This window comes from Streptomyces sp. NPDC021080, assembly GCF_044333225.1.
Lineage (GTDB): Bacteria > Actinomycetota > Actinomycetes > Streptomycetales > Streptomycetaceae > Streptomyces.
In genome coordinates this window covers 137,445-160,421 of record NZ_JBIRQM010000017.1, presented here as the reverse complement: position 1 = coordinate 160,421, position 22,977 = coordinate 137,445, and the positions used below count along the sequence as shown (strand labels likewise).

Annotated in this window: 18 protein-coding genes and 6 pseudogenes; 14 read left to right on the top strand and 10 right to left on the bottom strand. The window is 69.2% G+C overall.

Translation table 11 applies throughout. The annotated features are described in order from the left end of the window. The first annotated feature begins 50 nt into the window (after positions 1-50). The 3 genes and pseudogenes from ACH4S8_RS35060 (at position 51) to ACH4S8_RS35050 (ending at position 2,526) form a co-directional block, all read left to right on the top strand. Complete coding sequence (locus tag ACH4S8_RS35060) at positions 51-494, top strand: hypothetical protein (protein WP_398401430.1); 444 nt, start codon at positions 51-53, stop codon at positions 492-494. A gap of 114 nt (positions 495-608) precedes the next feature. Next, a pseudogene (locus ACH4S8_RS35055) lies at positions 609-1,852 on the top strand (ISKra4 family transposase); the annotation flags it as partial. Between the two features lie 140 nt (positions 1,853-1,992). After that, a complete protein-coding gene (locus ACH4S8_RS35050) occupies positions 1,993-2,526 on the top strand; it encodes a CbrC family protein (protein WP_398401428.1) in 534 nt (177 codons plus the stop codon). Between the two features lie 44 nt (positions 2,527-2,570). Here ACH4S8_RS35050 and ACH4S8_RS35045 read toward each other — a convergent pair. Then, a pseudogene (locus ACH4S8_RS35045) lies at positions 2,571-2,687 on the bottom strand (IS5/IS1182 family transposase); the annotation flags it as partial. 22 nt (positions 2,688-2,709) lie between these two features. On the opposite strand from ACH4S8_RS35045, the pseudogene ACH4S8_RS35040 reads away from it, so the two are divergent. The 3 genes and pseudogenes from ACH4S8_RS35040 to ACH4S8_RS35030 form a co-directional block, all read left to right on the top strand. After that, positions 2,710-3,040: pseudogene (locus ACH4S8_RS35040) on the top strand (IS701 family transposase); the annotation flags it as partial. Between the two features lie 288 nt (positions 3,041-3,328). After that, entirely contained in the window at positions 3,329-4,249 is a 921-nt protein-coding gene (locus ACH4S8_RS35035) for a class I SAM-dependent methyltransferase (protein ID WP_398401426.1), read from the top strand. A 1,106-nt stretch (positions 4,250-5,355) separates the two neighbouring features. Beyond that, entirely contained in the window at positions 5,356-8,133 is a 2,778-nt protein-coding gene (locus ACH4S8_RS35030; RefSeq protein WP_398401424.1) for an ADP-ribosylglycohydrolase family protein, read from the top strand. A gap of 968 nt (positions 8,134-9,101) precedes the next feature. On the opposite strand, the pseudogene ACH4S8_RS35025 reads toward ACH4S8_RS35030, so the two are convergent. The 3 genes and pseudogenes from ACH4S8_RS35025 to ACH4S8_RS35015 form a co-directional block, all read right to left on the bottom strand. After that, a pseudogene (locus tag ACH4S8_RS35025) lies at positions 9,102-10,036 on the bottom strand (IS5 family transposase). A gap of 7 nt (positions 10,037-10,043) precedes the next feature. After that, entirely contained in the window at positions 10,044-10,448 is a 405-nt protein-coding gene (locus ACH4S8_RS35020; protein ID WP_398401565.1) for a transposase family protein, read from the bottom strand. A gap of 513 nt (positions 10,449-10,961) precedes the next feature. Next, positions 10,962-11,660 carry an HAD family hydrolase gene (locus tag ACH4S8_RS35015; RefSeq protein WP_398401421.1) on the bottom strand — a complete coding sequence of 233 codons (699 nt, stop codon included), beginning with the start codon at positions 11,658-11,660 and terminating at the stop codon, positions 10,962-10,964. Between the two features lie 379 nt (positions 11,661-12,039). Here ACH4S8_RS35015 and ACH4S8_RS35010 point away from each other — a divergent pair, with 379 nt between their 5' ends. Beyond that, positions 12,040-12,864, top strand: coding sequence for a hypothetical protein (locus ACH4S8_RS35010; RefSeq protein ID WP_398401419.1), 825 nt, complete (start codon positions 12,040-12,042; stop codon positions 12,862-12,864). Here the strand turns inward: ACH4S8_RS35010 and ACH4S8_RS35005 are convergent. Then, positions 12,849-13,106: a zinc ribbon domain-containing protein gene (locus tag ACH4S8_RS35005; RefSeq protein ID WP_398401563.1), complete on the bottom strand. Its 258-nt coding sequence runs from the start codon at positions 13,104-13,106 to the stop codon at positions 12,849-12,851. The genes ACH4S8_RS35010 and ACH4S8_RS35005 overlap by 16 nt on opposite strands. 14 nt (positions 13,107-13,120) lie before the next feature. Next, positions 13,121-14,113 (bottom strand): RNA-guided endonuclease InsQ/TnpB family protein, encoded by a 993-nt coding sequence (locus tag ACH4S8_RS35000; RefSeq protein ID WP_398401416.1) that lies wholly within the window; start codon positions 14,111-14,113, stop codon positions 13,121-13,123. A 306-nt stretch (positions 14,114-14,419) separates the two neighbouring features. On the opposite strand from ACH4S8_RS35000, the gene ACH4S8_RS34995 reads away from it, so the two are divergent. Together ACH4S8_RS34995 and ACH4S8_RS34990 are read left to right on the top strand one after the other, a co-directional pair. Further along, positions 14,420-14,581, top strand: a complete 162-nt coding sequence (locus ACH4S8_RS34995; protein ID WP_398401575.1) for a hypothetical protein — start codon at positions 14,420-14,422, stop codon at positions 14,579-14,581. 56 nt (positions 14,582-14,637) lie between these two features. Further along, a complete protein-coding gene (locus ACH4S8_RS34990; protein WP_398401414.1) occupies positions 14,638-15,069 on the top strand; it encodes a DUF4259 domain-containing protein in 432 nt (143 codons plus the stop codon). A gap of 438 nt (positions 15,070-15,507) precedes the next feature. Here the strand turns inward: ACH4S8_RS34990 and ACH4S8_RS34985 are convergent, their stop codons facing one another. Beyond that, entirely contained in the window at positions 15,508-16,116 is a 609-nt protein-coding gene (locus ACH4S8_RS34985) for a TetR/AcrR family transcriptional regulator (RefSeq protein ID WP_398401412.1), read from the bottom strand. 118 nt (positions 16,117-16,234) lie between these two features. Here ACH4S8_RS34985 and ACH4S8_RS34980 point away from each other — a divergent pair, with 118 nt between their 5' ends. After that, a complete protein-coding gene (locus ACH4S8_RS34980) occupies positions 16,235-17,095 on the top strand; it encodes a class I SAM-dependent methyltransferase (RefSeq protein ID WP_398401410.1) in 861 nt (286 codons plus the stop codon). Positions 17,096-17,301: 206 nt separating this feature from the next. Here ACH4S8_RS34980 and ACH4S8_RS34975 read toward each other — a convergent pair whose 3' ends face one another. Next, positions 17,302-17,649, bottom strand: a complete 348-nt coding sequence (locus ACH4S8_RS34975) for a transposase (protein ID WP_398401408.1) — start codon at positions 17,647-17,649, stop codon at positions 17,302-17,304. Between the two features lie 32 nt (positions 17,650-17,681). Between ACH4S8_RS34975 and ACH4S8_RS34970 the strand changes: the two are divergent. From ACH4S8_RS34970 to ACH4S8_RS34960, 3 genes and pseudogenes are all read left to right on the top strand, one after another. Continuing rightward, positions 17,682-17,901, top strand: a pseudogene (locus ACH4S8_RS34970) (phosphotyrosine protein phosphatase); the annotation flags it as partial. A 237-nt stretch (positions 17,902-18,138) separates the two neighbouring features. Next, on the top strand, positions 18,139-18,660 hold the full coding sequence (locus ACH4S8_RS34965) for a hypothetical protein (RefSeq protein ID WP_398401406.1): 522 nt from the start codon (positions 18,139-18,141) through the stop codon (positions 18,658-18,660). Between the two features lie 58 nt (positions 18,661-18,718). Next, positions 18,719-18,940: pseudogene (locus ACH4S8_RS34960) on the top strand (transposase); the annotation flags it as partial. A 143-nt stretch (positions 18,941-19,083) separates the two neighbouring features. Here the strand turns inward: ACH4S8_RS34960 and ACH4S8_RS34955 are convergent. Next, a complete protein-coding gene (locus tag ACH4S8_RS34955) occupies positions 19,084-19,644 on the bottom strand; it encodes a TetR/AcrR family transcriptional regulator (RefSeq protein WP_398401404.1) in 561 nt (186 codons plus the stop codon). 37 nt (positions 19,645-19,681) lie between these two features. Here ACH4S8_RS34955 and ACH4S8_RS34950 point away from each other — a divergent pair, with 37 nt between their 5' ends. Further along, positions 19,682-20,722 carry an epoxide hydrolase family protein gene (locus tag ACH4S8_RS34950; RefSeq protein WP_398401402.1) on the top strand — a complete coding sequence of 347 codons (1,041 nt, stop codon included), beginning with the start codon at positions 19,682-19,684 and terminating at the stop codon, positions 20,720-20,722. A 216-nt stretch (positions 20,723-20,938) separates the two neighbouring features. On the opposite strand, the gene htpG is transcribed toward ACH4S8_RS34950, so the two are convergent. Beyond that, on the bottom strand, positions 20,939-22,840 hold the full coding sequence (gene htpG / locus ACH4S8_RS34945) for a molecular chaperone HtpG (protein WP_398401400.1): 1,902 nt from the start codon (positions 22,838-22,840) through the stop codon (positions 20,939-20,941). Positions 22,841-22,977 lie beyond the last annotated feature (137 nt).

Sequence of the window (22,977 nt, the reverse complement as noted above, 5' to 3'; positions counted from 1 at the left end):
GAAGAGCTGGAAGTAGCGACTCTCCGAGATCGAAGCAGGTTGCTGAGCCGATGAATGAAGCGCCGTCCACCATGCAGATGGTCACCTTTGCGGCCTGGCGGGACGATGCCCTTCACCCGGGTCGCCCGGCTGATCGCCGCTACGTCACCCTGGCTGAGCTTCTGGTCCGACTGGGGAGTTATGGACTCGGGCTGACATGGAAGGCTCGGATGTTCGACGAGCAACCGCACCCGGCGTTCGCTCGGATGGTGAAGGCTTCGGCAGGCACCGGAATCCCCACCCTTGAGTTGCTGGCCATGGACGCGCCCTATCTGCAGGCGGTCGATGGAGACTTCGAGGGCTATGCGGGCAACGAACTCGTACTGACCCTGAGGGAGTTCGACAGTTCCGGCTGGGATGTCCGCACAGCCGACGCGTGGGTGCTGAGTGAGATCCAACGGCGTTACCCCGACGCCAGGCCAATGACCTCGGACGAATGGGACTCCACGAACTGATTCTCTGAAGATGGAGCCACGTAGTCAGCGGCCCCGTCTGCCGGTTATGCGTGAGCTCTTCGTGCTCACGGTGTCGTCGCACACGAAGCAACCGCTGCCCCCTTTGCCCGCTCGATCAGCGCCTTCGAGATGCTGACAGGCACCCTGTCAGGCAGCGACGCGAGCCGGTGAACCCACGCTGCACTGGAAGAACACCTGCAGGCGGCAGAACGGGAAGTGCTCCGCATGCTGCTGCAGGACCACCTGGATCTGCGCGTCCGGCATGAGGAGGAGGACCAGGTCCGCTCTGGTGCCGGGCCGGTCGGGGTCGGGCCGGAAGGACGGATGCGGCCTGGTGGGAGACCGGGCACTCACGCTGGCTGACCGGCATCTTCGGGCTGGTCCGAGTCACCAGGGTCGCCCACCGAGGCCACGGCATCGGCAACGTCCATCCCTCCGATGCCGCGCTGTCGCTGCCGGCGGCCGGCGATCGATGGGCTTACGCCGGCTCGCGGTCACCGAAGCCGTCCGCGACTCGTTCGACCACGCCCACCAGACGGTGACCCGCCTCTGCGGGAACGTGCTGGGCAAACGCCGAGCGGATGGCGACCGTGGCCTGTGTCTTCGACACCCGACCAGCCCCAGGCGCCCGCACGACGTGATCCACCTGCCCAACGGCCGCAGCGGTCAGCTTCCTGCCCGCCCGGGGCCGAAAGCGGAGAACAAGTGGTGCACCGCTTCCCTGGCCCACCCGCCCGAGCAGGTCATCGCCGACGCCTTCGACCAAACTCAGGCCCGCGACCCCGAGCACCTGCGGCCCTGGGTGATCCTGATCGACGGAGCCCGCCACCAGCTCGGCCTGATCCCCGCCGAGACCGACCGGCGCAGGACCACGGTGGACGTCCTGTTGGACTTCGTCCACATCGCCGAGTACGTCTGGGCCGTCGTGCACGCCTTCCACAAGCCCGGCAGCCACGAAGCCGAAGCCTGGGCTGCCGACCACCTGACCGTGATCCTCTCAGGCCAAGCCAGGCCAGGCCGCTCGCGCCGTCGCCGAGATGACCGTCCAGGCCGACCGGGAACGCCTACCTGCCGTCCGGCGCGAAGCGGTAGCCGCCTGCCACCGCTGTCTGACCGGCCGCCTCGACCAACTCCTCTACGGCACGGCGCTGGCCAACGGCTGGCCCACCGCCACCGGCGTGGTCGAGGGCGCCTACCGCCATCTGATCGCCGACCGCCTCGACATCACCGGCGCCCGCTGGGAACTCGCCGGGGCCGAAGCCGTCCTCCGGCTCCGCACGCTGGTCACCAGCAGCGGCTTCGAGGACTACTGGCGACACCATGCTCGCCGCGAGCACCAGCGCCCCTACCCCGCCCCGAGCAGCAGAGCCTCGACCGCACGGCTTGATCACGGGTCTGCCGGCAGACAGACTGCGACCATGAGGTTCACAGGAGCGCCCGCCGGCGCACAGACCACCGCCGTCGAGGCGGACCTCGCCTCGCAGCGGCAGGTTCACCAGTGAGCGCCGGCCTGCCCTCCTTCCGCTACCACCCCGACCCCGTCGCCAGCGGCTCCGTCCAAGAAAGTGCCGAGGCATGCGCCTGCTGCCAGCGTTGTACGGGCTGGATCTACACCGCGACCTTCTACACCGCCCAGGACGTCAGCGGCAGATTCTGCCCCTGGTGCATCGCCGATGGCAGCGCCGCTGAACGATTCGAAGGCGAATTCACCGACTCATACGGACTTGACGGCATCAGCGAGGAAACTCTGGAGCAGGTCACCCGCCGCACCCCCGGCTTCCGCGCCTGGCAGGATCCGCACTGGCTGGTCCACTGCAACGACGCGGCGGCCTTCATTGGCGAGGTCGGATACGCCGAACTGGCGGCCCACCCCGAGGCCCTCGACCAGCTCCGAACCGACCTGCGCATGGGCGGATGGCACGACACGTCGCGCCTTGAGGACTTCCTGACCCACCTCGGGCACGGGGCAAGCGCCATGCTCTTCCGCTGCACTGTCTGCGGCACCCACCTCGCCTACGCCGACGCCTCATAGCCACGGCCCGGCACACGCCGTTCCCTTCAAAGGATCCGCACCCAACCCGGTTCGGCAGGCAGGTCACGCCAGGGCGAACAAGCGCGGTACCTCCAAGCAATAACCTCCGATGTGCGGCGGTGGCCGGCCCACCGCCGTCCACGAACCGGATCGGCCGGCATCAGCGGCTCGATCCGACCCCACGGGGTGCTGCCGCTACGGACCTCACTTGTCGAACGGCCTGGGACGCCGGTGAACCGACCGGCTACTGGATGAGCAATCTGCCCGCCACCACGGCGGTCGCCGACCTGGTGCGGTGGACGAAGACGCGCCGGCGGATCGAGCACGACTGCCGCGAACCCAAACAGGGCCTTGGCCTGGACCACTTCGAGGGCCGCACCTGACGCGACCGGCACCATCACGTCGCCCTCGTCACCGCCGCCCAGGCCTTCCTCACCCTTCGCAGGTTCGACCCAAAGCCCGAACACCGGCCCGCCCCTCTACCAGACCCTCGACGCACTCCAAGCCCTGTTGAGGTACTGGACCGGCACCTGCACCACCTGCGGCCGTCCCCATCACCACCAGCAGAACCAGAGCACGAACCCAACGAAGCACTACTGGCCGATCGGCCGGTCGACGGTGCGATGTCAATCGGCGGCGCCGACGACCCTCGGGTGGCGGAAAGCTCGTCTTGTGAGGCGACCTCGGTCTTCCCCCGTGTGCCGTATGGCTTCCTGACGTGACCACCGCCTGCCGGCCGACTGCGGCATACCTTCTTCACCTGTGCGCCCGAGGTCGGGTTGAATAGGGATCCGTGAACGAGATGGGGCGTGCAGCGAGTCGGACGGCGGTACTGGTCTGCCAGGGGCGGGCCGTGGCGGACGGGAGAGTCGCTGCCGGCCGGTTCTCGGATCCGGTGGCGGTGCGGCTGCTGCGCGCCGAGGAACGTGTACCGGTGGACGAGGTGCGGACGGGAGTGCCGCCGGAAGGCTGGCAGGCGCGCTCGCGGTACGAGAGTGTACGGGCGTGCGCCGAAGTGATGGTGCCGCGTACGGTCGCGATCGATGAGGCCCTGCGCACCCACGTGACCCGCCAGCTCGTGATTCTCGGAGCCGGTCTGGACACGCGTGCGTGGCGTCTGCCCGAGCTTGCGCGGACAGACGTGTGGGAGGTCGACCATCCGGCCTCCCAGCGGGACAAGCGAGCCCGCCTCGCCGAGGCCGCACAAGAGGTCCGAGGGCTGCAGGAGAGCGGCCGTCCCGCGGTCGAACTGCCGGTCGTCGCCCGTTCCGTGCGGTTCACACCGGTCGATTTCTCCGTCGACGACCTCGGCGCGGCGTTGGACGGCGCCGGGCACGCCCCCTCCGTACCGACGGCTTGGCTGTGGGAAGGTGTCGTCCCCTACCTGACGCGCGACGAGGTGCGCGCCACGGTGGCCGCGCTCGCCGCCCGGACGGCCCCGGGCAGTGTCCTCGTCGTCAACTACCAGACGCCCTCCGCGAGGGCGTCCGTGGGCCGGTTGCTGACCCGGGTGATCGGCGGTGCCATCACCTCCGGCGAACCATGGCGCTCGCTCTGGAAGCCTCAGCAGATGGCCTCTCTCCTCGCGGAGCACGGCCTGCGGGTGGTGTCCGACCACGACCTCCAAAGCCTCACCCACGCTCTCGGTGGCTCGGCACCACGGCGGACGTCCTTGCGGTCGGGGCGCGTCGCCCTCGCCGAGAGCCCCGGCCACGAGGACTGACAGGGCGGGGCGGGACGGGACGCGCCGTGGGCGATGCCCGCACCCGCAGGGGCTCATCGTCTGAGGGCACCTCGAAACCGCCGCTTCAGCGTTCGTGTCACCCGCCCTCCGCCGCAAGGCCGCTACCGCGGGCATTACCCCGAGCGTCTCGTGAAGTCGGCCCGATCTCACAAGCAACGGGGCCGGTTCCAGGGGGAACCATGCCCTCTTTCGAGGTGCGGAGCAGGGCAATGACCTCATCGACACGGTCGTCCGGTTCCAGCAACCACGCGCTGCGGGTGTCCCGGCTCGCCGACGTGATACCCGAGGTCCCCGCTGACCTGTGCGAGTCCGGCGGCTTGGTCCGTATCGCAGAGCGCATCACCGCAGGCTCGGGCACAGCAGTGCATCGAGCCGGAACGGTGGGGCCTCGCCGTAGCCGCCTGTCCCCAGGGAGGTACATCAGGCCATGAGGAGGGCGTGACGCTCGCACGCCGCGATGTCGGCCGCGTTCTCCAGGTCACTGGTCGCGTGATCCCAGGTCTCGCACGCTCGTCCAGAACGTGGTCTCGGGGGTAGCGGTCGGCACTGGTGGGCGGCACACGTCGGGCGTGCTGTCGTCATTCGATCCAATGAGTGGCGGCCTCGTCAGAAAGTTGCCTCGACTTTCCCTGAACACCCCTCTTTTCCTCGTCTGTACAGGTCAGCAGGTGCGGTGCCATCCCGGCCGCATTGATCATTCACGGGGCTTCACCGTCTTTCCGGATCCGGATCGGACCCAGAGAAGCCCGTCGGCAGGCCGTCCCGGCTGCAGCCGGGCGGGCTTCCAACTGAAGCGCCGGGCACGAAAGCACCTCCAACGCAGACCCCTTGTGAGGCAGAGTCCTTGACGTTGCAGATGCCCTGCAGAGCTGTCTTCGCCGCGGCCTACTCCACTCCCACTATCGTCCCATTGACGATAAGTGGGATGCCGTGCCAAGCTAGCGGAACGTCGCCCCGCTCAGAAATAACCCTTTTTCGGCATTCCGACGCGCCTGCACCGTCCCAGTTGATTGCGCTTGGGATCGCTTCCTGCACGCCACGGCCCAGCCCACCCTCCGCACACCACCGCACCTTACGGAGTCCCCATGACCCATGCCCCGCAGCCCCGCCTGGATACACAGGCTGCCGACCGGGCCGCCGGTGTACTGCTCGGCGCGGCCGTGGGCGACGCGTTGGGCGTGCCCTACGAGTTCAAGGCGACACTGCGCGACGACCAGCAGCCGCGCATGATCGGTGGTGGCCTGGGGCCGTACGAGCCGGGCGAGTACTCCGACGACACCCAGATGCAGGTCTGCATCGCCAAGGTCGCGGCCGACGGAGCGGATCTGCGCACACCCGCGGCTCTTGACGCGATCGCCGCCAACTTCCAGGGCTGGCTGAGCGGCGGTGCCAGTGATGTCGGCGCCCAGACCCGCGCCGTCCTGGGCGCCGCCGACAGCGCCCCCGGAGCGCCGGGCGCGGCGATGCTGGCCGCCGCCCGCAGCTTCACCGCCGGCACCAACCGCAGTGCGGGGAACGGCTCGTTGATGCGCACCGGGATCGTCGCCCTCGGTCATCTCGGTGACGCCGCCGAGATGACCGAAGCCGCCGTCGCCGTCAGCGCGCTCACCCACCCGGACCCCGACTGCGCCGATGCCTGCGTGCTGTGGTGCTCCGGCATCCGCACCGCGGTGCTGCACGGAACCTTCGACGGCGTGCGCGCCGGCCTGAACCTGATCCCCGCCGAGCGCCGCGAGGTGTGGGCGAAGCGGCTGGACGAGGCGGAGGCCAATCCGCCGCACCACTTCACCAACAACGGCTGGGTCGTCCACGCGCTCCAGGCCGCCTGGTCGGCGATCACCCGCACCCCCGTGCCCGAGCTGAGCCCCGCCGAGAACACTTTCCCCGCGCAGCACTTCGCCCTCGCTCTGGAGGCGGCGGTGCGGGCCGGGACGGACACCGACACCGTCGCAGCGATCGCGGGCGCCCTGCTCGGCGCGCGCTGGGGCTGCTCCGGCATCCCGCTGGAGTGGCAGCAGGCCGTGCACGGCTGGCCCGGCCACACCACCGGAGCCGACCTGGTCCGGCTGGCGGTGCGCACCGCCCGAGGCGGGAGCGACGACGCCCAGGGCTGGCCCTCGGCGCCCCGCATGTCCCTCGGCGGCCACCGCAGCTTCGCCATATCCCACCCGCATGACCCCGGAGTGGTGCTGGGCAACCTGGCGCTGGCCCAGGGCACCGAGGCGGTCCCCGTCGACGCCGTGGTCTCGCTGTGCCGCATGGGCACGGACCCGATCCTGCCCGGCATCGACGTCGAGCACGTCCGCGTGTGGCTGGTGGACAGTGAAGGGGAGAACGCCAACCTCCACTACGTTCTGGACCAGGCCGCCCGCCAGGTAGTGCGGTTGCGCCAGGAGGGCAAGCGCGTCCTGCTCCACTGCCTTGCCGGACAGAGCCGCACCCCGGCCGTTGCCGCGATCTACAGCCACCTGGCCATCGGCACCGACTCCAGGACCGCGCTCAACGACCTGCGCCAGGTACTGACCAACGGCTGGCACCTCGAGGCACACCCGGAGATGCACGACGCGGTGCACGAGCTGACCACCGGGCGCGCCGGAGGCGGGCAGCCGGCCGGTCCAGGCGTTACGACGACTGATCCGGTCACGGCCGGCCCGGCACCGGCCTACCGCACCGCGCCGCGGGAACGGGACCGGGCACCTGCCGAGCAGAGGCAGGAGGAGCTGGACCTGGGTCCTGACGAGGAGCCGGAGCGGCAAAGGGAGTTCCTGAAGGAGAAGGGTGCGGCGTCCCGGGTGCGCGGGATGATGCTGGGCCTGGCGCTGGGCGACACGTTGGGAGCGGCGAAGGGCAAGCTGCCTGCCGAAGGCCCGCTGCGGGCCGGAGTCAGCACCCAGTTGGCCTGCTTCACTGCCGAGGGCACGATCCGTGCTTGGGTGCGGGGCACCCAGAGGGGCGTCTGGGGTCCGTCGGGGGTGGTGTGGCACGCCTACTGCCGGTGGGCGGCCCTGCAGGGGATCGAGGTCGAGCGGATGCGGGAGCGCTGGGCCGACCTCGCCGAGGTGTGGCCGGACGGCTGGCTCGCCCAGGTGCCCGCGCTGGCACAGCGGCGCGGTTCGGCACCGGCGACCGTGACGGCCCTGTCCAAGACCGAGCACGGAAACATGGGGGTGCCGACGGCCAGCCGGGGCTGCCACGCGCTCACCCGTACCCTTCCCGTCGCTGTTGTCGGTACCGTTCACGGCTCGGAGCTGTCAGCCCAGTTGGCCCGGGAAATCGCCGCCCTCACCCACGGCGACCGAGCCGCGCAGTCCGCAACAGCCCATGCAGCCGTGCTGGTCAGCCACTGCCTGACCAGCACCCCCGAGATGCAGGATTCCCTGTTCGGGGGACAGTCGCAGGTGCGGCAAGCCCTGACGGACGGCATACATGCCCTTCCAGAAGCCGCCCCCGGTCTGACCAACACCGAGCAGAAGCAGCTCATCAGGGCGCTGCAGCAGGCCGAGGACCAGCCCGCAGACGCAGGATGCCTCGCAGAACTCGCACCGGACGCCACCGCGCCCTCGGCTCTGCTCGGCGGCCTGTATGTCGCCGCCTCCTTCCCCGAGCCGGCTCAGGTGCACGACGCACTGCGCTTCGCCGCCGGGGCGCCGGACGGCGACTCGGTCGCCTGCGTGACCGGCGCGCTGCTCGGAGCGGCACACGGCGTCGAGGCCCTGCCCGTCGATCTGATCAGCCGCCACGAACTGGCCTGGGTCCTCGACACCCTGGCCCGCGACCTCATCACCCAGCTCACCGACTTCCCGAGCGGTGACGGATACAACGGTGGCTGGGACCCGCACTGGATGGACCGATACCCCGGCTAGTGACCAGCTAGCCCCGCCTCGACGACGTCGCTGGGATCAGCCGAGGGTGGCGAGGCGGGGCCGCAAAGGTGTCTCCTGGGAACAGGGGCGGCTGCCTGACGGTAGGGGCGAGTGGAGTCGAGTTCTCTATAACCGTGGGACAAGCAAGGTACTCGCACTGCAGGAGGACGTTCTCTGGCCGGCCCCGGAGACTATGGACGGCTTGAGCGCGGGCACAGTGGTGGAGTGGGACTTGAGGCGGACTCCAGTGCGCTGTTCACACGCCCGTCGGCGATCGTGTATGTGCTCCACGCGGTAGGCGAACCGGCTGGTCCACTGAGCGACCTCAACGGGTGTCACCGGCCCGATGTCACATTGAGGTCGTTTTCTCAACGGTGCTCATTTCCAGATTTCGTTGAGGACGAGGGCGGCACGGACGATATCCCCGATCCGGCTGGAACTAGGCCGTGTCCGGCCGATCATTCGTCTGGGATGGAACGTGCATGATGTCGCCCAGGTCCTGGCATCTGCGACGCCACCACGGCCAGGCACGTGGAGCATGAGGGTTGGGCAGGGTGCGTGCCAGGAAGTCGGCGTCGGCATCTTTCACGATCGACGCAATTTCCCGGGCTGCTCGTCTGTCGAGAGCGCCGATGGCTCGCTCTATCAGGAGTCGGTCATCCCAGATGTCGTAGCCGGGCAGGTGTGGCTCGGGCAGGTAGAGAGGCCATCCTGGACGGCGTACGAACGCTTGCCAGCAGTGGACGGCGTCTTCGAGCTGCCGGATGGGTAGGCCGCGTTCGGCTTCGAAGCGGGCCGCCTGACGAAGTGTGTGAGGTGAGAGCCGTGAAGGCTGGCGCCGGTAGCCCCGAAGATGGGACCGGCAGAGGGCGTCCAGACGCAGAGCAGCCGCCGTCTTGCGGGGCATGACTCTTCTTTCGCAAGTAGTGATCTCGGTGAGGAACTCTACTGTGGGAGCTTGCGGCAGGTCAGGTCCTGCGCCAGATGAGAAGTGCCGCTGCGGTCACAGTGCCGAGGAAGACGTGGCCCCGCTTGTCATAGCGAGTGGCCACGGCCCGGGACTGCTTCAGCCTGTTGATCGCCCGTTCCACGACGTTCCGCTTCTTGTAGCGCTCCTTGTCGAAGCCCGGCGGCCGCCCGCCCCTGGTGCCTCGCTTCAGACGGGCGGCCCGGGAGTCGGACTTTCCCGGGATCGCGTGCTTGATGCCTCGTCGGCGCAGGTAACGGCGGCAAGGCCCGTTGCTGTACGCCTTATCGGTGGCGACGCTGTCCGGCTTCTTGCGTGGCCTGCCCGGCCCGAGGCGAGGCACGCGGATCTCCTCCAGGACGGGGATGAACTGGGTGCAGTCGGCCCGCTGGCCTGGCGTCATGATCAGCGACAGCGGCCGACATCGGCCGTCCGCGCTCAGATGGACCTTGGTGGTGAAACCGCCGCGCGAGCGACCGAGTCCCTCACCTGCTGGACCATCTCCACCAGCCGGGCGACGAGGCTCGTCCACGGTGATTCGCTCTGGTGTCCCACCACCGCTGCCCCTTTTGAAGCAGTGACGGTCGGTGGGGGTGTCCGACGGGCACCGGCCGCGTGCTGGTGGGCGCGCATCGCAGCGGAGTCGACCGAGATATCCCAGTCGATCTCCCCAGCCACGTCAGCCGCGGCTTGGACCTGCCGCAGCAGCCGCTCCCATGCGCCGTTGGCCGACCACAACCGATGCCGCTCGTAGACCGTCTTCCACGGCCCGAATCGCTCTGGCAGGTCACGCCACTGCACGCCTGTGCGCACGCGGTGCAGGATGCCGTCGATCACCTGCCGGTGATACCTCCACCGGCCACAGCGACCGTTGCTCACTGGCAGAAGCGGCCTCAGCCGCCCCCATTCCTCGTCAGTCAGATCACCCCGACCCATAACCAGATCAACGAATCAGATGATCGACCGGACACGGCCTAAGCATGATGTGCTGCAGGGTGCGCCACCGCTGCTTGAGTTCGGCGGCTGTCCGCTCGCCGAAGGCCCGCACTTGCCGCAGCAGGGTGTTGAACATTCGGGTGTCGACGTGAAGTGCCTGTTCGGATTTGGCCTTGGGACGGCGGACCGGGATGCGGATGCCGATACCGGCGCCGATGTAGCCCTTGTCGGCCAGGGCCGGCAGGCCGTCAGTCGCCGCTTTGCAGAGGGCGGGCAAGGCATGGATTCGGGCGGCGGTGACGTCCTGGGTGGAGCCGGGTTCGACGTCGGAGACCCACAGCAGGGTGCCGTCCGGGGCCGACAGGAACTGGATGTCGCCGCCGAACGCCTTGTGCTTCTGACTGAACCGCAGGCCGTTGCCGCTCTCGCGGACGCCCGCGAGACGGTCGGATTCGATCAGTGTGCCGTCGAGGATGACGTGCGTCAGGCCCTCGCGTCGGCAGCGGTTCAGGACGTCGTGCAGGTCGGGAGCCTGGTCGGCGAGGACGTCGATGCCCTCGTGGAGCAGCGGTAGCCGGTGGCCCGGGAAACGCCGGTATCGCGGGCCGGGCAGTGCACGCAGCCGCGCTCACGGAGCCGGCGCAGCACCATCACCGCCTGTCGGAAGGGCCCGAGGACGCGGGAGCCCTTCGGAGTGCCGATCCGGCGACGGTGGGCGGCCAACAGCCGGGCGAGGTACTCCACCACGTGGCACGGGACGTCGGGCGTCGCAGCATAGGTGACCGACGTGAAGCCTCTGGTTCAGCGGACATGATCTTGGCAGACCTGTTCCTGCCAGGGGCTTCACGCCTGTTGGCGCGGGCCCTCCGCCGGGGCAGGGTGGGGGCGGCATCACGCCCCGTGTGACCGTCGTCCGGCGAGGCCTTCAACAGCCGGCGACGCCGCAGGCGGCGAGGACCAGGTGCAGCCGCTTCTCCGTGGCGTGCGTCAACGGTGGAACGAGCAACGTCGTGATCCCGGCTTCGACGGCCGCACCGTCGTGGCCTGAGCGATCGCCGACCATCAGTGCCTCGTGGGGCTGGACGCCGAGCCGTTCCAGGGCGGTGCGAAAGATGGCCGGGTCAGGTTTGCACGCACCACGCTCGAAGGACAGGACGAAGTCGTCGACGTGCCTGTCCAAGCAAGCCTTTGCGAAGCTGGGGCGGATGTCGACGTGGATGTCACTGACGATCGCTACCTTCACCCCGGCCGCTTTGAGCGCCCCCAGGGTGGGTTCGACATCGACGGCGAACACGTTGTCGGCGGCGTCACACAGAGCTTCATACATCGCCTCGGCCAGGGCACAGTCCACGCCGGCGGCCGTCACCCAGCGGAGATAGCTCTCCCGGTGGGCCACAGCGGACAGGTCCGCTCCCGCCCAGCCCTCTGCGACGTCAGAGCGCTCGCCTGCTGCGCTCAGGGCTGCGCTGATCCGCTCGACTTCTGCCGATGAGGCGTCCCGCCCGACCTGTGTCAACGAGCGCTCGATCCACGAGGCTCCTCTAGGCCGCCCACGAGTCGGACCCCACTTCGGGACGATGAGCGTTCCAACCCAGTCGAGGAGAACGGCTTTGAAGAAGGGCATGGTCCCCCCGTGTCCAGCAGGTGCGTGAGCAGGCAGGCTGCCACGCGCCTGCCGACGGGTCAATCTCCGCGAAGCCGCCCGCCGGCACCTTCGTCCGCTCGCCCCCGGGCATCGATCTCCACTGAGAAAACCTCACTGACCGACTGCTGAATCGTTCGGCGTTCACGGCGATGGCCGTGAGAACGTGTTGCAGGTGGGCTTTCAGCTGCCCTCGGTAACGACAATGGGTGAGATGAACTTCGTTCGTGACACGTGAAGACCTGACGGACGAGCAGTAGGCGGTGTCGGAGTCACTGTTGGCGAGGGGCAGGAAGCCCGGCCGACCGCCGGAGAACGGCTACATTCGGCGTCGACATCCACGATTTCTCTGGGGGACGCCATGACGGACGAAGCGCAACAGCACTCCGAGGGGCCCCTGTTGAACTTGGGCTGCCTCATGCTGCTGCTGGTGTGCGGCGGGCTGGCGACGATGCTGTACGGCCTGGGAGTGCTGATCTTCGGCGACACCCCGGCCTTGTCCGCCACCACCGTCCTCCTCGCGGGTCTGGCCGTCACGGTCCTGGGCGTTGCCGTCATCAAGCGGTTCCCCGATGCCGCGCAGATGAAGGGGTACGCCCCGTCCGCCCGCGTCACCCGCCTTGCGGCGGAGCGCTCCCTGGGCGATCACGTCTTCACCCGCAAGAACACCAGCCCGCTGGAGGTCGTGGTCGCCGTAATGGCCATCGGCGCCTCGATCGTAGGAGCGCTGTGGGGTGTGAACTGGGTCCTGAGCAAGACCGGGACCGACATCCCGGGCCTCCAGGACCTGGTGACCACCTTGGTGCTCTACCTGCTCGCGGCGCTCTTCCTGGCGATCATCGCGCTTCCGGTCATGCTGTGGAGAATGCCCAAGGGGTTCGTCCGCACGCATCTGTACGCCAACGGTCTCGTATACACCTCCTACGGCCGCCCTCTCGCCGTGGCCTGGGACGACGTCGACCGCCTGGTGCTCTCACGGCAGGTCCACGGAACCAAGCTCTTCGGCGGCAAGGTGCTCGCCTACCACGTGGTCTCCCATGGCGGGCGCCGCCTCCGGATCGACGCCCATCCCCACCTGGACTCCGATCCCATGGGCGAACACATACTCAACGCCGTACGGCTGCGCGGACGCCCGGTGTTGGAGGGCGGCCCGGCGGCGGGCGACCCCGGTCACCGGCGGATCTGACTCGTTTGACATCCTCCCCCTCCTAAAAGAGGGGGGATTCCAGCCCATACGGGTTGGGGTTCACGGGTGTTCGAACGGCCGATGGCCGCTGTCACCCCTCCGGCACCGGCTGTTCGCCGGGGGCGGGGGATCCCGCCCTGTCCTGCCGCGACGTTGACTGCTGCATTCTCATCGGCGTTGCAGGTGAAGCCGCAGGAGGAACAGAGGAACTCGGCTTGGCTCTTGCGCGAGTTCTTGTCGATCCTCCCCCACTGCCTTAAGGGCGTGGGAGGTGCCCCCAGCAGGCGCTGCAGCGCAGACTGGTGCAGGGGGCGGGGACGTCCTCAATGCGGCCGGGGGCCTTGTGCCCGGTGCGCTGCCGCAGCAGGCCCCAGCCCTGGGCGAGGACCGCCCGGTTCAGCCCGGCCTTGGCCCGGACGTTCTTGCCGGGCTGTTCGACCGTCCCCTTCGCGGAGGCGGTCATGTTCCTGATGTTCAGTTTCTCGAACCGCACCAGGTCGTAGCTGCGGGCGAGCATCGTGCTGGTCTTCTCGCACCAGTCCTTGCGCCGGTCCGCCTCACGGGCCTTGAGCCTGGCCACCTTGGCGTACTCGGCGCTCTTTTGCTCGCTGTCCTTGGGCGCGCGGGCGGCCCGGCGCTGGTGCTTACCGATGACCTCACCCGTGCCGGGCCCATCGATCGGCACGGGGATGACGGCGAACGCGATGTGCCACCGGCCGTTGCGCAAGGTGACACGGAACGTCTTGGCCTTGGGCGGTTCGGGCCGGGTGAGTCGGAAGCGGACCCAGCCGCAGCCGGGCACCTTCACCCGCGCCCACCTGCGGTTGAGCCTGTGCACCACGACCGACCGGCCCATGACCTGCCTGCCCCTGGCGTTCAGCTGCGGTGAGCCGTCCGCCTCGAACTCCCCGATGCGGTCGGTGCCGATGACGCGAAAGCCCTCGTGCACGTGCTTCCTGCGCCAGGTCGGCTCACCGAACCCGGACGCGAAGCGGGCATTCTTCGCCGCGGCGAAATCCTTCAACGCCTGCTGCTGCACATCCGCATTCCCGGCCCCGAGCCAGGCGTTGTCACGCCGCGCCTCGGTGAGCTGACGACACTGCTCCGCAAAACCGGGCGCCGCCCTGCGACCCCTGTACCAGTGCGCGTGCTGCTCGACGGCCAGGTTCCAGATATACCGGGCATGCGCGCAGTGACCGAGCATCACGCCCGCCTGTTCACCCGTCGGATACATCCGAAACCGCGCCATGACCGTGAACCTAGCCCGCACGTTCCCCGACCGCCCACACCATCGACCGACACCACCCGTGCGAGCGACCATTCCCGGCCACCGACCCACCCGACCACCGACCGCCAGCCAGTCAGTCGGCCACCGTCGGCTCCGAGGTGCCGCACCCGCTCGAGGCCGGCCTCACCACCGCCTCTCCCGAGACACCGAACCGCCCTGGCGGCGATTCGACTTCCCCTGCCCCGCTCCGCGGGAGCGGGCATTCACCCCGGCGCCGGGCGGACACCTGTACAAGCCCCGGCCCTGCGAGGCCTCCTAGGTAGGGCGGTGACGCCCGGCGTCGTCATGGTCGCCTCCGCCGGACTCAGCCTGTCCTGGAGCTCGGGCGCGGTCGAGGGGCATGCCAACCGGATCAAGATGCTCAAGCGTCAGATGTTCGGGCGTGCCGGCTTCGCCCTTCTTCGGAAGCGCGTACTGCTCGCACAGTGATCGCATTGTCGGCGACTGATGCAAGGATCCTGGCGCAGCCACACGAGGAGATCGACATGGGCACCTGGGACACCGGCCCCTTCGACAACGACACGGCCGCGGATTTCGCCCATGCTCTCGACGACGCCAGACCCGAGGAGCGCGAGGCACTGGTCCGTGGCGTCCTCACGCGCACCGTCGACGCCACCGGCTGGCTCGCCGAAGGAGAAGAGGCGGTGGCCGCTGCCGCGCTGATTGCGGCGCAATGCCCTGGCGGCGACCCGATCGACACGCCTTACGGCCCTGAAGAACCCATGCTCGCCTTCCCTGACGATCTCCGGACGCTCGCGGACGAGGCCCTCGCTCGTGTCATCGGCGAGGAGGCCGGGCCGGCCTCGAACTGGGTCGACCCGGAAGGCTGGAAGCAGTGGCGAGCCAACCTCAACCGCCTTCGCGCAGTCCTTGCTCCGCCGTCACCGTCCATCCCGCTGTTCGATATCGAGCAATGACAGAGCGTCACCCGCCGCAAAACCTGAGCCGGAACCCAAAGTCGTGCGCATAGCCAATCGTCCGAGTGCCCTGGGCCGCCGCCGATGGTGACGCACTCCCACGGATGGGATCGCAGGGCATTCACGACGACGTTTCCCACGTCGTCACGTCCGTCGAGGCCGATGAGGCAGGTCTCCACGCCCATGCCGTGCTCGGCGAATTCGGTCAGTCCCGCCTCGATCGCCTTGGCCACCGGCTCGGGATCCCACGGCCCGGGCACCCGGTACGGATCGAGCCCGATGGCGAGGACGCGAGGTGAGGCGGCGGTGTCCGTAGACGGACGATAGGCGTCGAACGGCACTGAGCCCGGGCCCCTTTCGCGGGTTGGTGAGCGCGATACGGCACCACAGGCCGCAGATCCGCACCGCGGTCGCCTGTGGGACCGTCCGGCCATCCGTTCAGAGGGACGCCGTGGACTCGTGCGGGGAGGCCACCAGGGCGGTGACCAGCCGCCGGATCAGCGGGGCGGCGTCCTCCGGTTGTGGGCCCGGGTGCATGAGGAGGTGGTGGACCGTGCCGGTCAGGGCGAGCGCGAGCATGGGGCAGTCGGCGTCCGGGACCACGCGGCCCAGCCGCTGTTCGGCCTCGAGGTAGCGGGTCATCGCGTCCTCGACGGCGCTCGGTCCGGGAGCGCCGTCGGCCCAGGAACGGCTCACGCGTTGAGCGACCTGGTGGCGGGAGACAGCGGCCGCTGCGATCGCGGGGCCGCTCGTGCCGAGCATCGCCAGTGCCGCGCCGGTGAGGTTGTCGTGCACAGTGCCGGTGCCCGCCCGGTCGGGCAGCGGGCTCACCTCCGCGGCGATCCTTGCGAACCGGTCCAGGACGAGTTGCGTCACGAAGTCGTCCAGGTCCGTGAAGTGGTTGTAGAGCAGCCCCTTCGCGCAGCCCGCCTCCTCCGTGACGGACCGGTTGGTCAGTCCGGCTGTACCCTCGCGCGCCAACACGCGCTCCGCCGCGGCGAAGAGCCGCTCCCTGACATCGGGGATCGCTACTCCGCGCGGTGACATGGGTTCCTCCCGGTCGCCATTCGACACTTCGAGACGTCGACACTTGCCAGTATGGGCATCTGCCCATACCTTGATATGGGCAGATGCCCATACTAGCTCCCCCGGCAGGAGTCATCCCATGCGCGAGCTCGTCAACACCGCACAGTCCCAGGCCTGGAACGGCGACGAGGGCCGACACTGGAGCAACCACCACGACCGCTGGAACGCCGTCAACGAAGGGTTCAACGCTCTCCTGCTCGCCGCGGCCGGGATCGGCCCCGAGGACCGTGTGCTCGACGTCGGCTGCGGGGCCGGCCAGACCACGCGACTGGCCGCCCGCACCGCCGCCCGAGGCTCGGCCTTGGGCCTGGACCTGTCCGGCCCCATGCTCGACCGGGCGCGCCTTCTGGCCGCGGAGGAGGGCCTGAGCAACATCGGCTTCGAGCAGGGCGACGCCCAGGTGCATCACCTGGCCGAGGCCGATTTCGACGTGGCCGTGAGCCGCTTCGGGGTCATGTTCTTCGAGGATCCGGCCGCCGCGTTCGGCAACATCGCCCGTGCCCTGCGCCCCGGCGGTCGGCTCGCCTTCGTGTGCATGGCCGACCCCGCCCGCTGCGAGTGGGTCCAGGCGTACGGCGCGGTGAGCGCGGCTCTGCCTTACGTGCCGCAGTCGTCCGGCGACTCGGCCGGCCCGGGCATGTTCTCGCTCGCCGACCCGGTGACCGTACGGGCGGTTCTCGGGAAGGCCGGCTTCGACGACGTACGCACCGAAGCCGTCGCCGCGCTCGGGAACTTCGGGCGGAACGCCGACGCCGCGGCCGAACTCCTGCTGGGGTCAGGGCCCGGGCGGCACCTGGTGGAACTACTAGAATCCGCGGGCGACAGGGACGGGACGCATCGCGTGCGGGCCGCGCTCCGCGCCGCCCTCGCCCCTTACGAACAGGCGACCGGTGTACGTATGCGGACAGCGGCGTGGCTGGTCACGGGCATCCGCCGGTGACGTCGGCGTCAACCGGTGACCATGATGTCCGCTTCCGCCCGGCCGACGTCGACTCACCCGAGCGGATCCGATGATCCACAGATCCCGAAGAGCGCTTCCTCTTGTGGCGGGACCACAAGCGCGAGGACATCCCGGAGGCGGGCAACGCCTCGGGCCGTTTCGGCTCATCCGCGGTCTCGCCCCACAACCCGGCGAGCTCGGACAGCTCAGCAACCACTCGGCCCAGGGCATCGGCAGCTACCGGCGGTTCGCCGAATCCGGCAGTAGAGATCAATACCGTGTCCGCCGGTGACCTCGTCGATCCCCTTGCCGCGAACCACGAGAGCGGCGGTCGGCTGCGGTTTCGTACGGAAGGCCGGATCGGCCCGGCCGCGGGCGAAGCGGCGGGCGGGGGTGTAGAGGGGCGCGTGCAGCGGGTAGTGCACTCGGCCGTCGGTCCACGCCGTGGTCACCATGACGATGCCGTTGTCCGTCTTGCCCAACCGGCCCAGCCACTGCCTGCCGACGTGCGTGGTCGCCGTGCCGCCCTTGCGGTCCCCGGAATCGTCGATCACGATGACCACGGCGTGGGCATCACGGGCGCCTTCCCGGGCCGCTGACCGACGAGATCGTGCGGGCCGCCGACATCGTCATCACGATCGGCTGCGGCGACGCCTGCCCGATCTTCCCCCGGCAGGAAGTACCTCGACCGGGCCCTCGAAGACCCGGCCGGCAAGGGCGTCGAGTCCGTCCTCCCGATCCGCGACGAGATCAAGACCCGCATCGAGGCCCTGACCGCCGAGATCGACGCGAAGCGGGAGGCGTGACGTCCGTGCCGGACACCGGCGCACGCGAGACCATCGCCATCGGGTCCGGGCCCACCGGATACACGACCGCCCTCCGCACCGTCCGCGCGATCGACGGCATCCGACGGCACCGGCCCGCAGCGCGCGGTGACGCACACTGGAAGGGCACTCCCCGTCGGAGTGTGCCGCCGAGGCGCTGCGCGATCGCGGAGGGAACCGCCGGTGGCCGGGGCCCTGTGGCACAGACCGGGAGGAGCCATGACGCCAGGTACGGCGCCCGGACAGCAGCCAGGCGGACCGCTTCGGCGTGCCGCGCGCCTCCTACCGAACCTGCGCCGCCGCCCCGCACCGGTCCGTCCCCCGCGCGCCGCCCAACTGCGGGCGCTCACCGCTCTGCTGGACGAGGCAGTGGCGGCACAGACGCCAGCGGACCGGGTGGTGGCGGCCTGCGGCGAACCGGGCCCCCTCTCCGGGCAGACCGCCCAGGAGGCCGGACGGCAGTGCATGGCCCTGCACCGGCTGCACGCGCGCATGCGTGATCTGCAGCTGACGGAGAGTGATCTCGTCCGGGCTCAGGAGTACGCGGGGCGGCTGCTCGCCTACGACCAGTGGATGATGCGCGAGGCCATGGACCTCGCCTTCCCCACGAACCCGCATCCGAGCGGTGAGGCGGCCCGGCTCCACCTCAACGGTCTGGGAAGGCCCGCCGACGACCTGCGCAGGCTCCGCGACGCACTCCGCGCCGAATGCGACAGAGGACCTGCGAGCCCAGGGCGCTGAGCCGCAGCGCCGTCACAGAAAGTGACTCGCATCGCGCGTGGGCAACGACCAGTTCTGAGGCGTCGTCCACCGGCGCAAAGGCACCGCGAACACCCTCGCCGCGCTCAGATCCATCCACCGAGCGCGGCCGGGCGGGGCACCGATCTACGTCGTCCTGGACAACCTGTCCGCCCACAAGGGCGCCAAGATCCGAGCACGGGCGGCTCGGAGCAAGGTCGAACCGTGCTTCACCCCGGCCTACGCCTCCCGGGCCAACGACAACGACGCTGGGGCCGACCCACCACCCGAGCAGCCCGACCCCCGCACCTCAAACGTTCTTGGTCACGGCGCCAGTGCCGTGATCGCGATGGTCGGACAGATGCCGACGACTGCACCGCAGGTACTGACCGGAAGCGGAGTCCCAGTACTTCTTGCTGTCGTGCATCACCCGTCGGCAAGACGCTGGATGGTGACGCTCAGCCAGGCCTGGAGATCGGCGGGGTCTCCGAGTTCGGAACGCAGGACCCGGCGGCGGGTCGAGACGCCGAGCACGAAGGCGTCGATCGCTGCGGCTCGGCTGCGGGCCTCCGCGTCGTCCAGGCCGCTGTCGCGCAGGTAGCGGTGCAGCGGCTCCAGTGAGTGCGTGTCGAGGAAGGCGGCCAGCGCCTCCGCCGCCTCCGGGCGTTCGCCGGACGCGCGTTGCAGCACGAGCAGTGGATCCTCTCCGGGTGCACCGAACCAGCGCTGGACGATGCTCGCCGCGAGGCGCGAACCCAGCGCGGAACGGTCGCCGTCGAAGGAGGTGGAGACCGGAATCTCCACCCGGGTTGCCGCCAGGAAAAGGCCGTCCTTGCCGCCGAAATAGCGCGTGATGAGATTGGGCGACACCCCGGCCGCGTCGGCCACGCCTTTGACCGTGATCGCCGCGTATCCGTGCTGGGCGAACTGGCGTTGCGCGTGTTCCAGGATCCGCTGTCTGGTGGCAGCCGCATTGCGCAAAGTCATGTGTACGAGCATACACATCATGTGTACGCTGATACACATGGACGACGAGATACGGGAACGACTCCGGCGAACGCGGCGCGTCGCGACCCCGTGGAGTGACGACGGGACGCGCGGCATCCGCGGCACCCACCTCGACGAACTGCTCGAACGCTGGGCGAACGGGTACGACTGGGGCGTGCACGAGCGCCGCATCGGCGAGTTCCCCTGGGTGACGGTGCGGGCAGGCGACACCGACCTGCGCGTGATCCACCAGCGGTCCGCTAGTCCCGACGCCCCGGTTGTCGTGCTGCTGCACGGCTGGCCGGACTCGGTGTTGCGGTTCGAGCGCGTCCTGCCTTTGCTCGCGGACATGCACGTGGTGGTTCCCGCACTGCCGGGCTTCCCGTTCGCGACCCCGCTCACCACCCCCGGCATGTCGGTCAACCGGATCGCCGGGATCGTCGCGGACGCTCTGGATGAACTCGGTTACTCGCGGTACACCGTATCCGGCGGCGATGTGGGCGGTACCGTCGCGGAACTCCTCGCGGCCGAACACCCGGACCGGGTGGCTGCCCTGCACCTCACGAACATCGCCCCACAGCGTGCGCTCACGGCGGACCCGGCGAAGCTCGCGCCCGACGCGGCGGCCTACCTCCGCCGGTCGGCGCAGTGGTTCCGGACCGAGGGCGGGTACATCGCGGAGCAGTCGACGCGGCCGAACACACTCGCCGTCGCCCTCGGCGACTCACCCGCCGGCCTCGCGGCCTGGATCATCGAGAAACTGGAGTCCTGGTCCGACGAGTCGGCCTTCACTCCGGACGAACTTCTCACCTGGGTCACCGCCTACTGGGTCACCGGCACGATCGGCACATCTTTCACCACCTATGTCGAACCGGCCGTCCTCCCTGACCGGATCGACACTCCGACCGTGCTCTCCGTGTTCCCGCGCGACATCAAACCGGAGCCGCGAAGCTACGCCGAGGCGTTCCTGAACGTCTGCGATTATGTGGAACACCGCGCCGGCGGCCACTTCGCAGCCTGGGAACAGCCCGAGGCTTACGCCGCCGACGTACACCGTGCGGTCGAACTGGGCGGCTGAAGCGGAGCTTGCGGATGCCCCACCCGACGCCGTGCGCCCGGAACGGCATGGCGTGGCAGCCGCCACCGTGAACGCTCGTGGTCACGGCACCAGCCGTCGTGGACAGCGGCGTCGACGTGTACCCGGCCCCTTCGGATCGAGAACCGGGTACACGTCGACGCTGCCGGTCCGGTGGGCTCCGCCGTCCGGTTCAGCGGACGCACGCCGCCGTCCGGCTCAGCGAAGTGTGCGCTCCAGTCGCTCCGCCACCAGCTTCACGAAACGCCCCGGCTCCTTCGGCCGGCCGCCCTCTGCGAGCACGGCGAGTCCGTGCAGCAGGTCGGCCGTCTCGGCGAGCTCGGCGCGGTCCTCCCTCTCCTGGTACGCCTGGTTCAAACCCTGGATCAGGGGGTGAGCGGGGTTGAGTTCGAGAATACGCCTGGTGGGCGGAATCTCCTGCCCCATGGCCCGGTACATGCTCTCCAGCGCCGGAGTGAGGTCATGCGCGTCGGAGACGACACAGGCCGGGGAGACGGTCAGCCGGGTCGACAGGCGGACGTCCTTCATCTCCTCCCCCAGGTGCTCCTTCATCCAGCCCAGCAGAGCGGCGTACGTCTCGGCCTGCTTCTCCCGCCCGTCGTCGGCCTGTTCGCCGCCGTGGACGTCGAGGTCGATCTCGCCCTTGGCGACGGACGACAGCCGCTTGCCCTCGAACTCGCCCACGGCGTCGACCCACACCTCGTCCACGGGATCGGTGAGCAGCAGGACCTCGATGCCCCGGTCCCGGAACGCCTCCATGTGCGGGGAGTTCTCGATGGTCTGCCGGGACGATCCGGTCATGTAGTAGATGTCGTCCTGGCCGTCCTTCATCCGCTCCACGTACTGCTGGAGCGTGGTCGGCGCCTCCTCGGCATGGGTGCTGGCGAAGGACGCCACGGCCAGCAGGGCGTCGCGGTTGCCGGGGTCGCCGAGCAGGCCTTCCTTGAGTACGGCGCCGAACTCCCGCCAGAACGTGGCGTACTTGGCGGTGTCGTTCGCCATCATCTCCTTGACCGAGGACAGGACCTTCTTGGTCAGCCGGCGCTGGATCATCCGGATGTGCCGGTCCTGCTGGAGGATCTCCCGGGAGACGTTGAGCGAGAGGTCCTGCGCGTCGACGACACCCTTGACGAAGCGGAGGTGGGGCGGCAGCAGCGCTTCGCAGTCGTCCATGATCAGTACGCGCTTGACGTACAGCTGCAGACCGCGGCGGAAGTCCCGGGTGAACAGGTCGTGGGGCGCGTGAGCCGGGAGGAACAGCAGCGCCTGGTACTCGAAGGTGCCCTCGGCCTGGAGGCGGATCGTCTCCAGGGGATCGCGCCAGTCGTGGCTGACGTGCTTGTACAGCTCGTGGTACTCGTCGTCGGTGACCTCGTCGCGCGAGCGTGCCCACAGGGCCTTCATCGAGTTCAGCGTCTCGGGCTCGGGCGTGTCCTCGCCGTCGGCCGCCGGCGCGAGGAGCCGGACCGGCCAGGTGATGAAGTCGGAGTACCGCTTGACGATCTCCTTGATCTTCCAGGCGGAGGTGTAGTCGTGCAGCTGGTCGTCGGGGTCGGCCGGCTTGAGGTGGAGCGTGACGGCGCTGCCCTGCGGCGCGTCGTCGACCGTCTCCAGGGTGTACGTGCCCTCGCCGCGCGACGACCACCTGGTGCCGCTGCGCTCCCCGGCGCGCCGGGTCACCAGGGTCATCTCGTCGGCCACCATGAAGCCGGAGTAGAAGCCGACGCCGAACTGTCCGATGAGCCCCTCGGCCCCGGCCGCGTCCTGTGCCTCCTTCAACTCCTGGAGGAAGGCGGCCGTGCCCGAGTTGGCGATGGTGCCGATGAGCTTGCCGACCTCGTCGTACGACATCCCGATGCCGTTGTCCCGCACGGTGAGCGTACGGGCCTTCTGGTCGAGCTCGATCGCGATGTGCAGGTCGGACGTGTCGGCGTCGAGCCCGTCCTCCCGCAACGCGGCCAGACGCAGCTTGTCGAGCGCGTCGGAGGCGTTGGAGACGAGCTCTCGCAGGAAGACGTCCTTGTTCGAGTAGACCGAGTGGATCATCAGCTGGAGCAGCCGGCGGGCTTCTACCTGGAACTCGAACGTTTCGGTCGTCATGCTTCGTATTCCTCACAGGTTCCTTGGTCGCCAAATCGGGCGACAGACACTGTAGGACACCAAGTCGGCACATTGTCACCGCCGTTCGCCACGAGGCGCCCTGACCGCGGCGGATGGGCGTCGCCGTGGCGCACTTG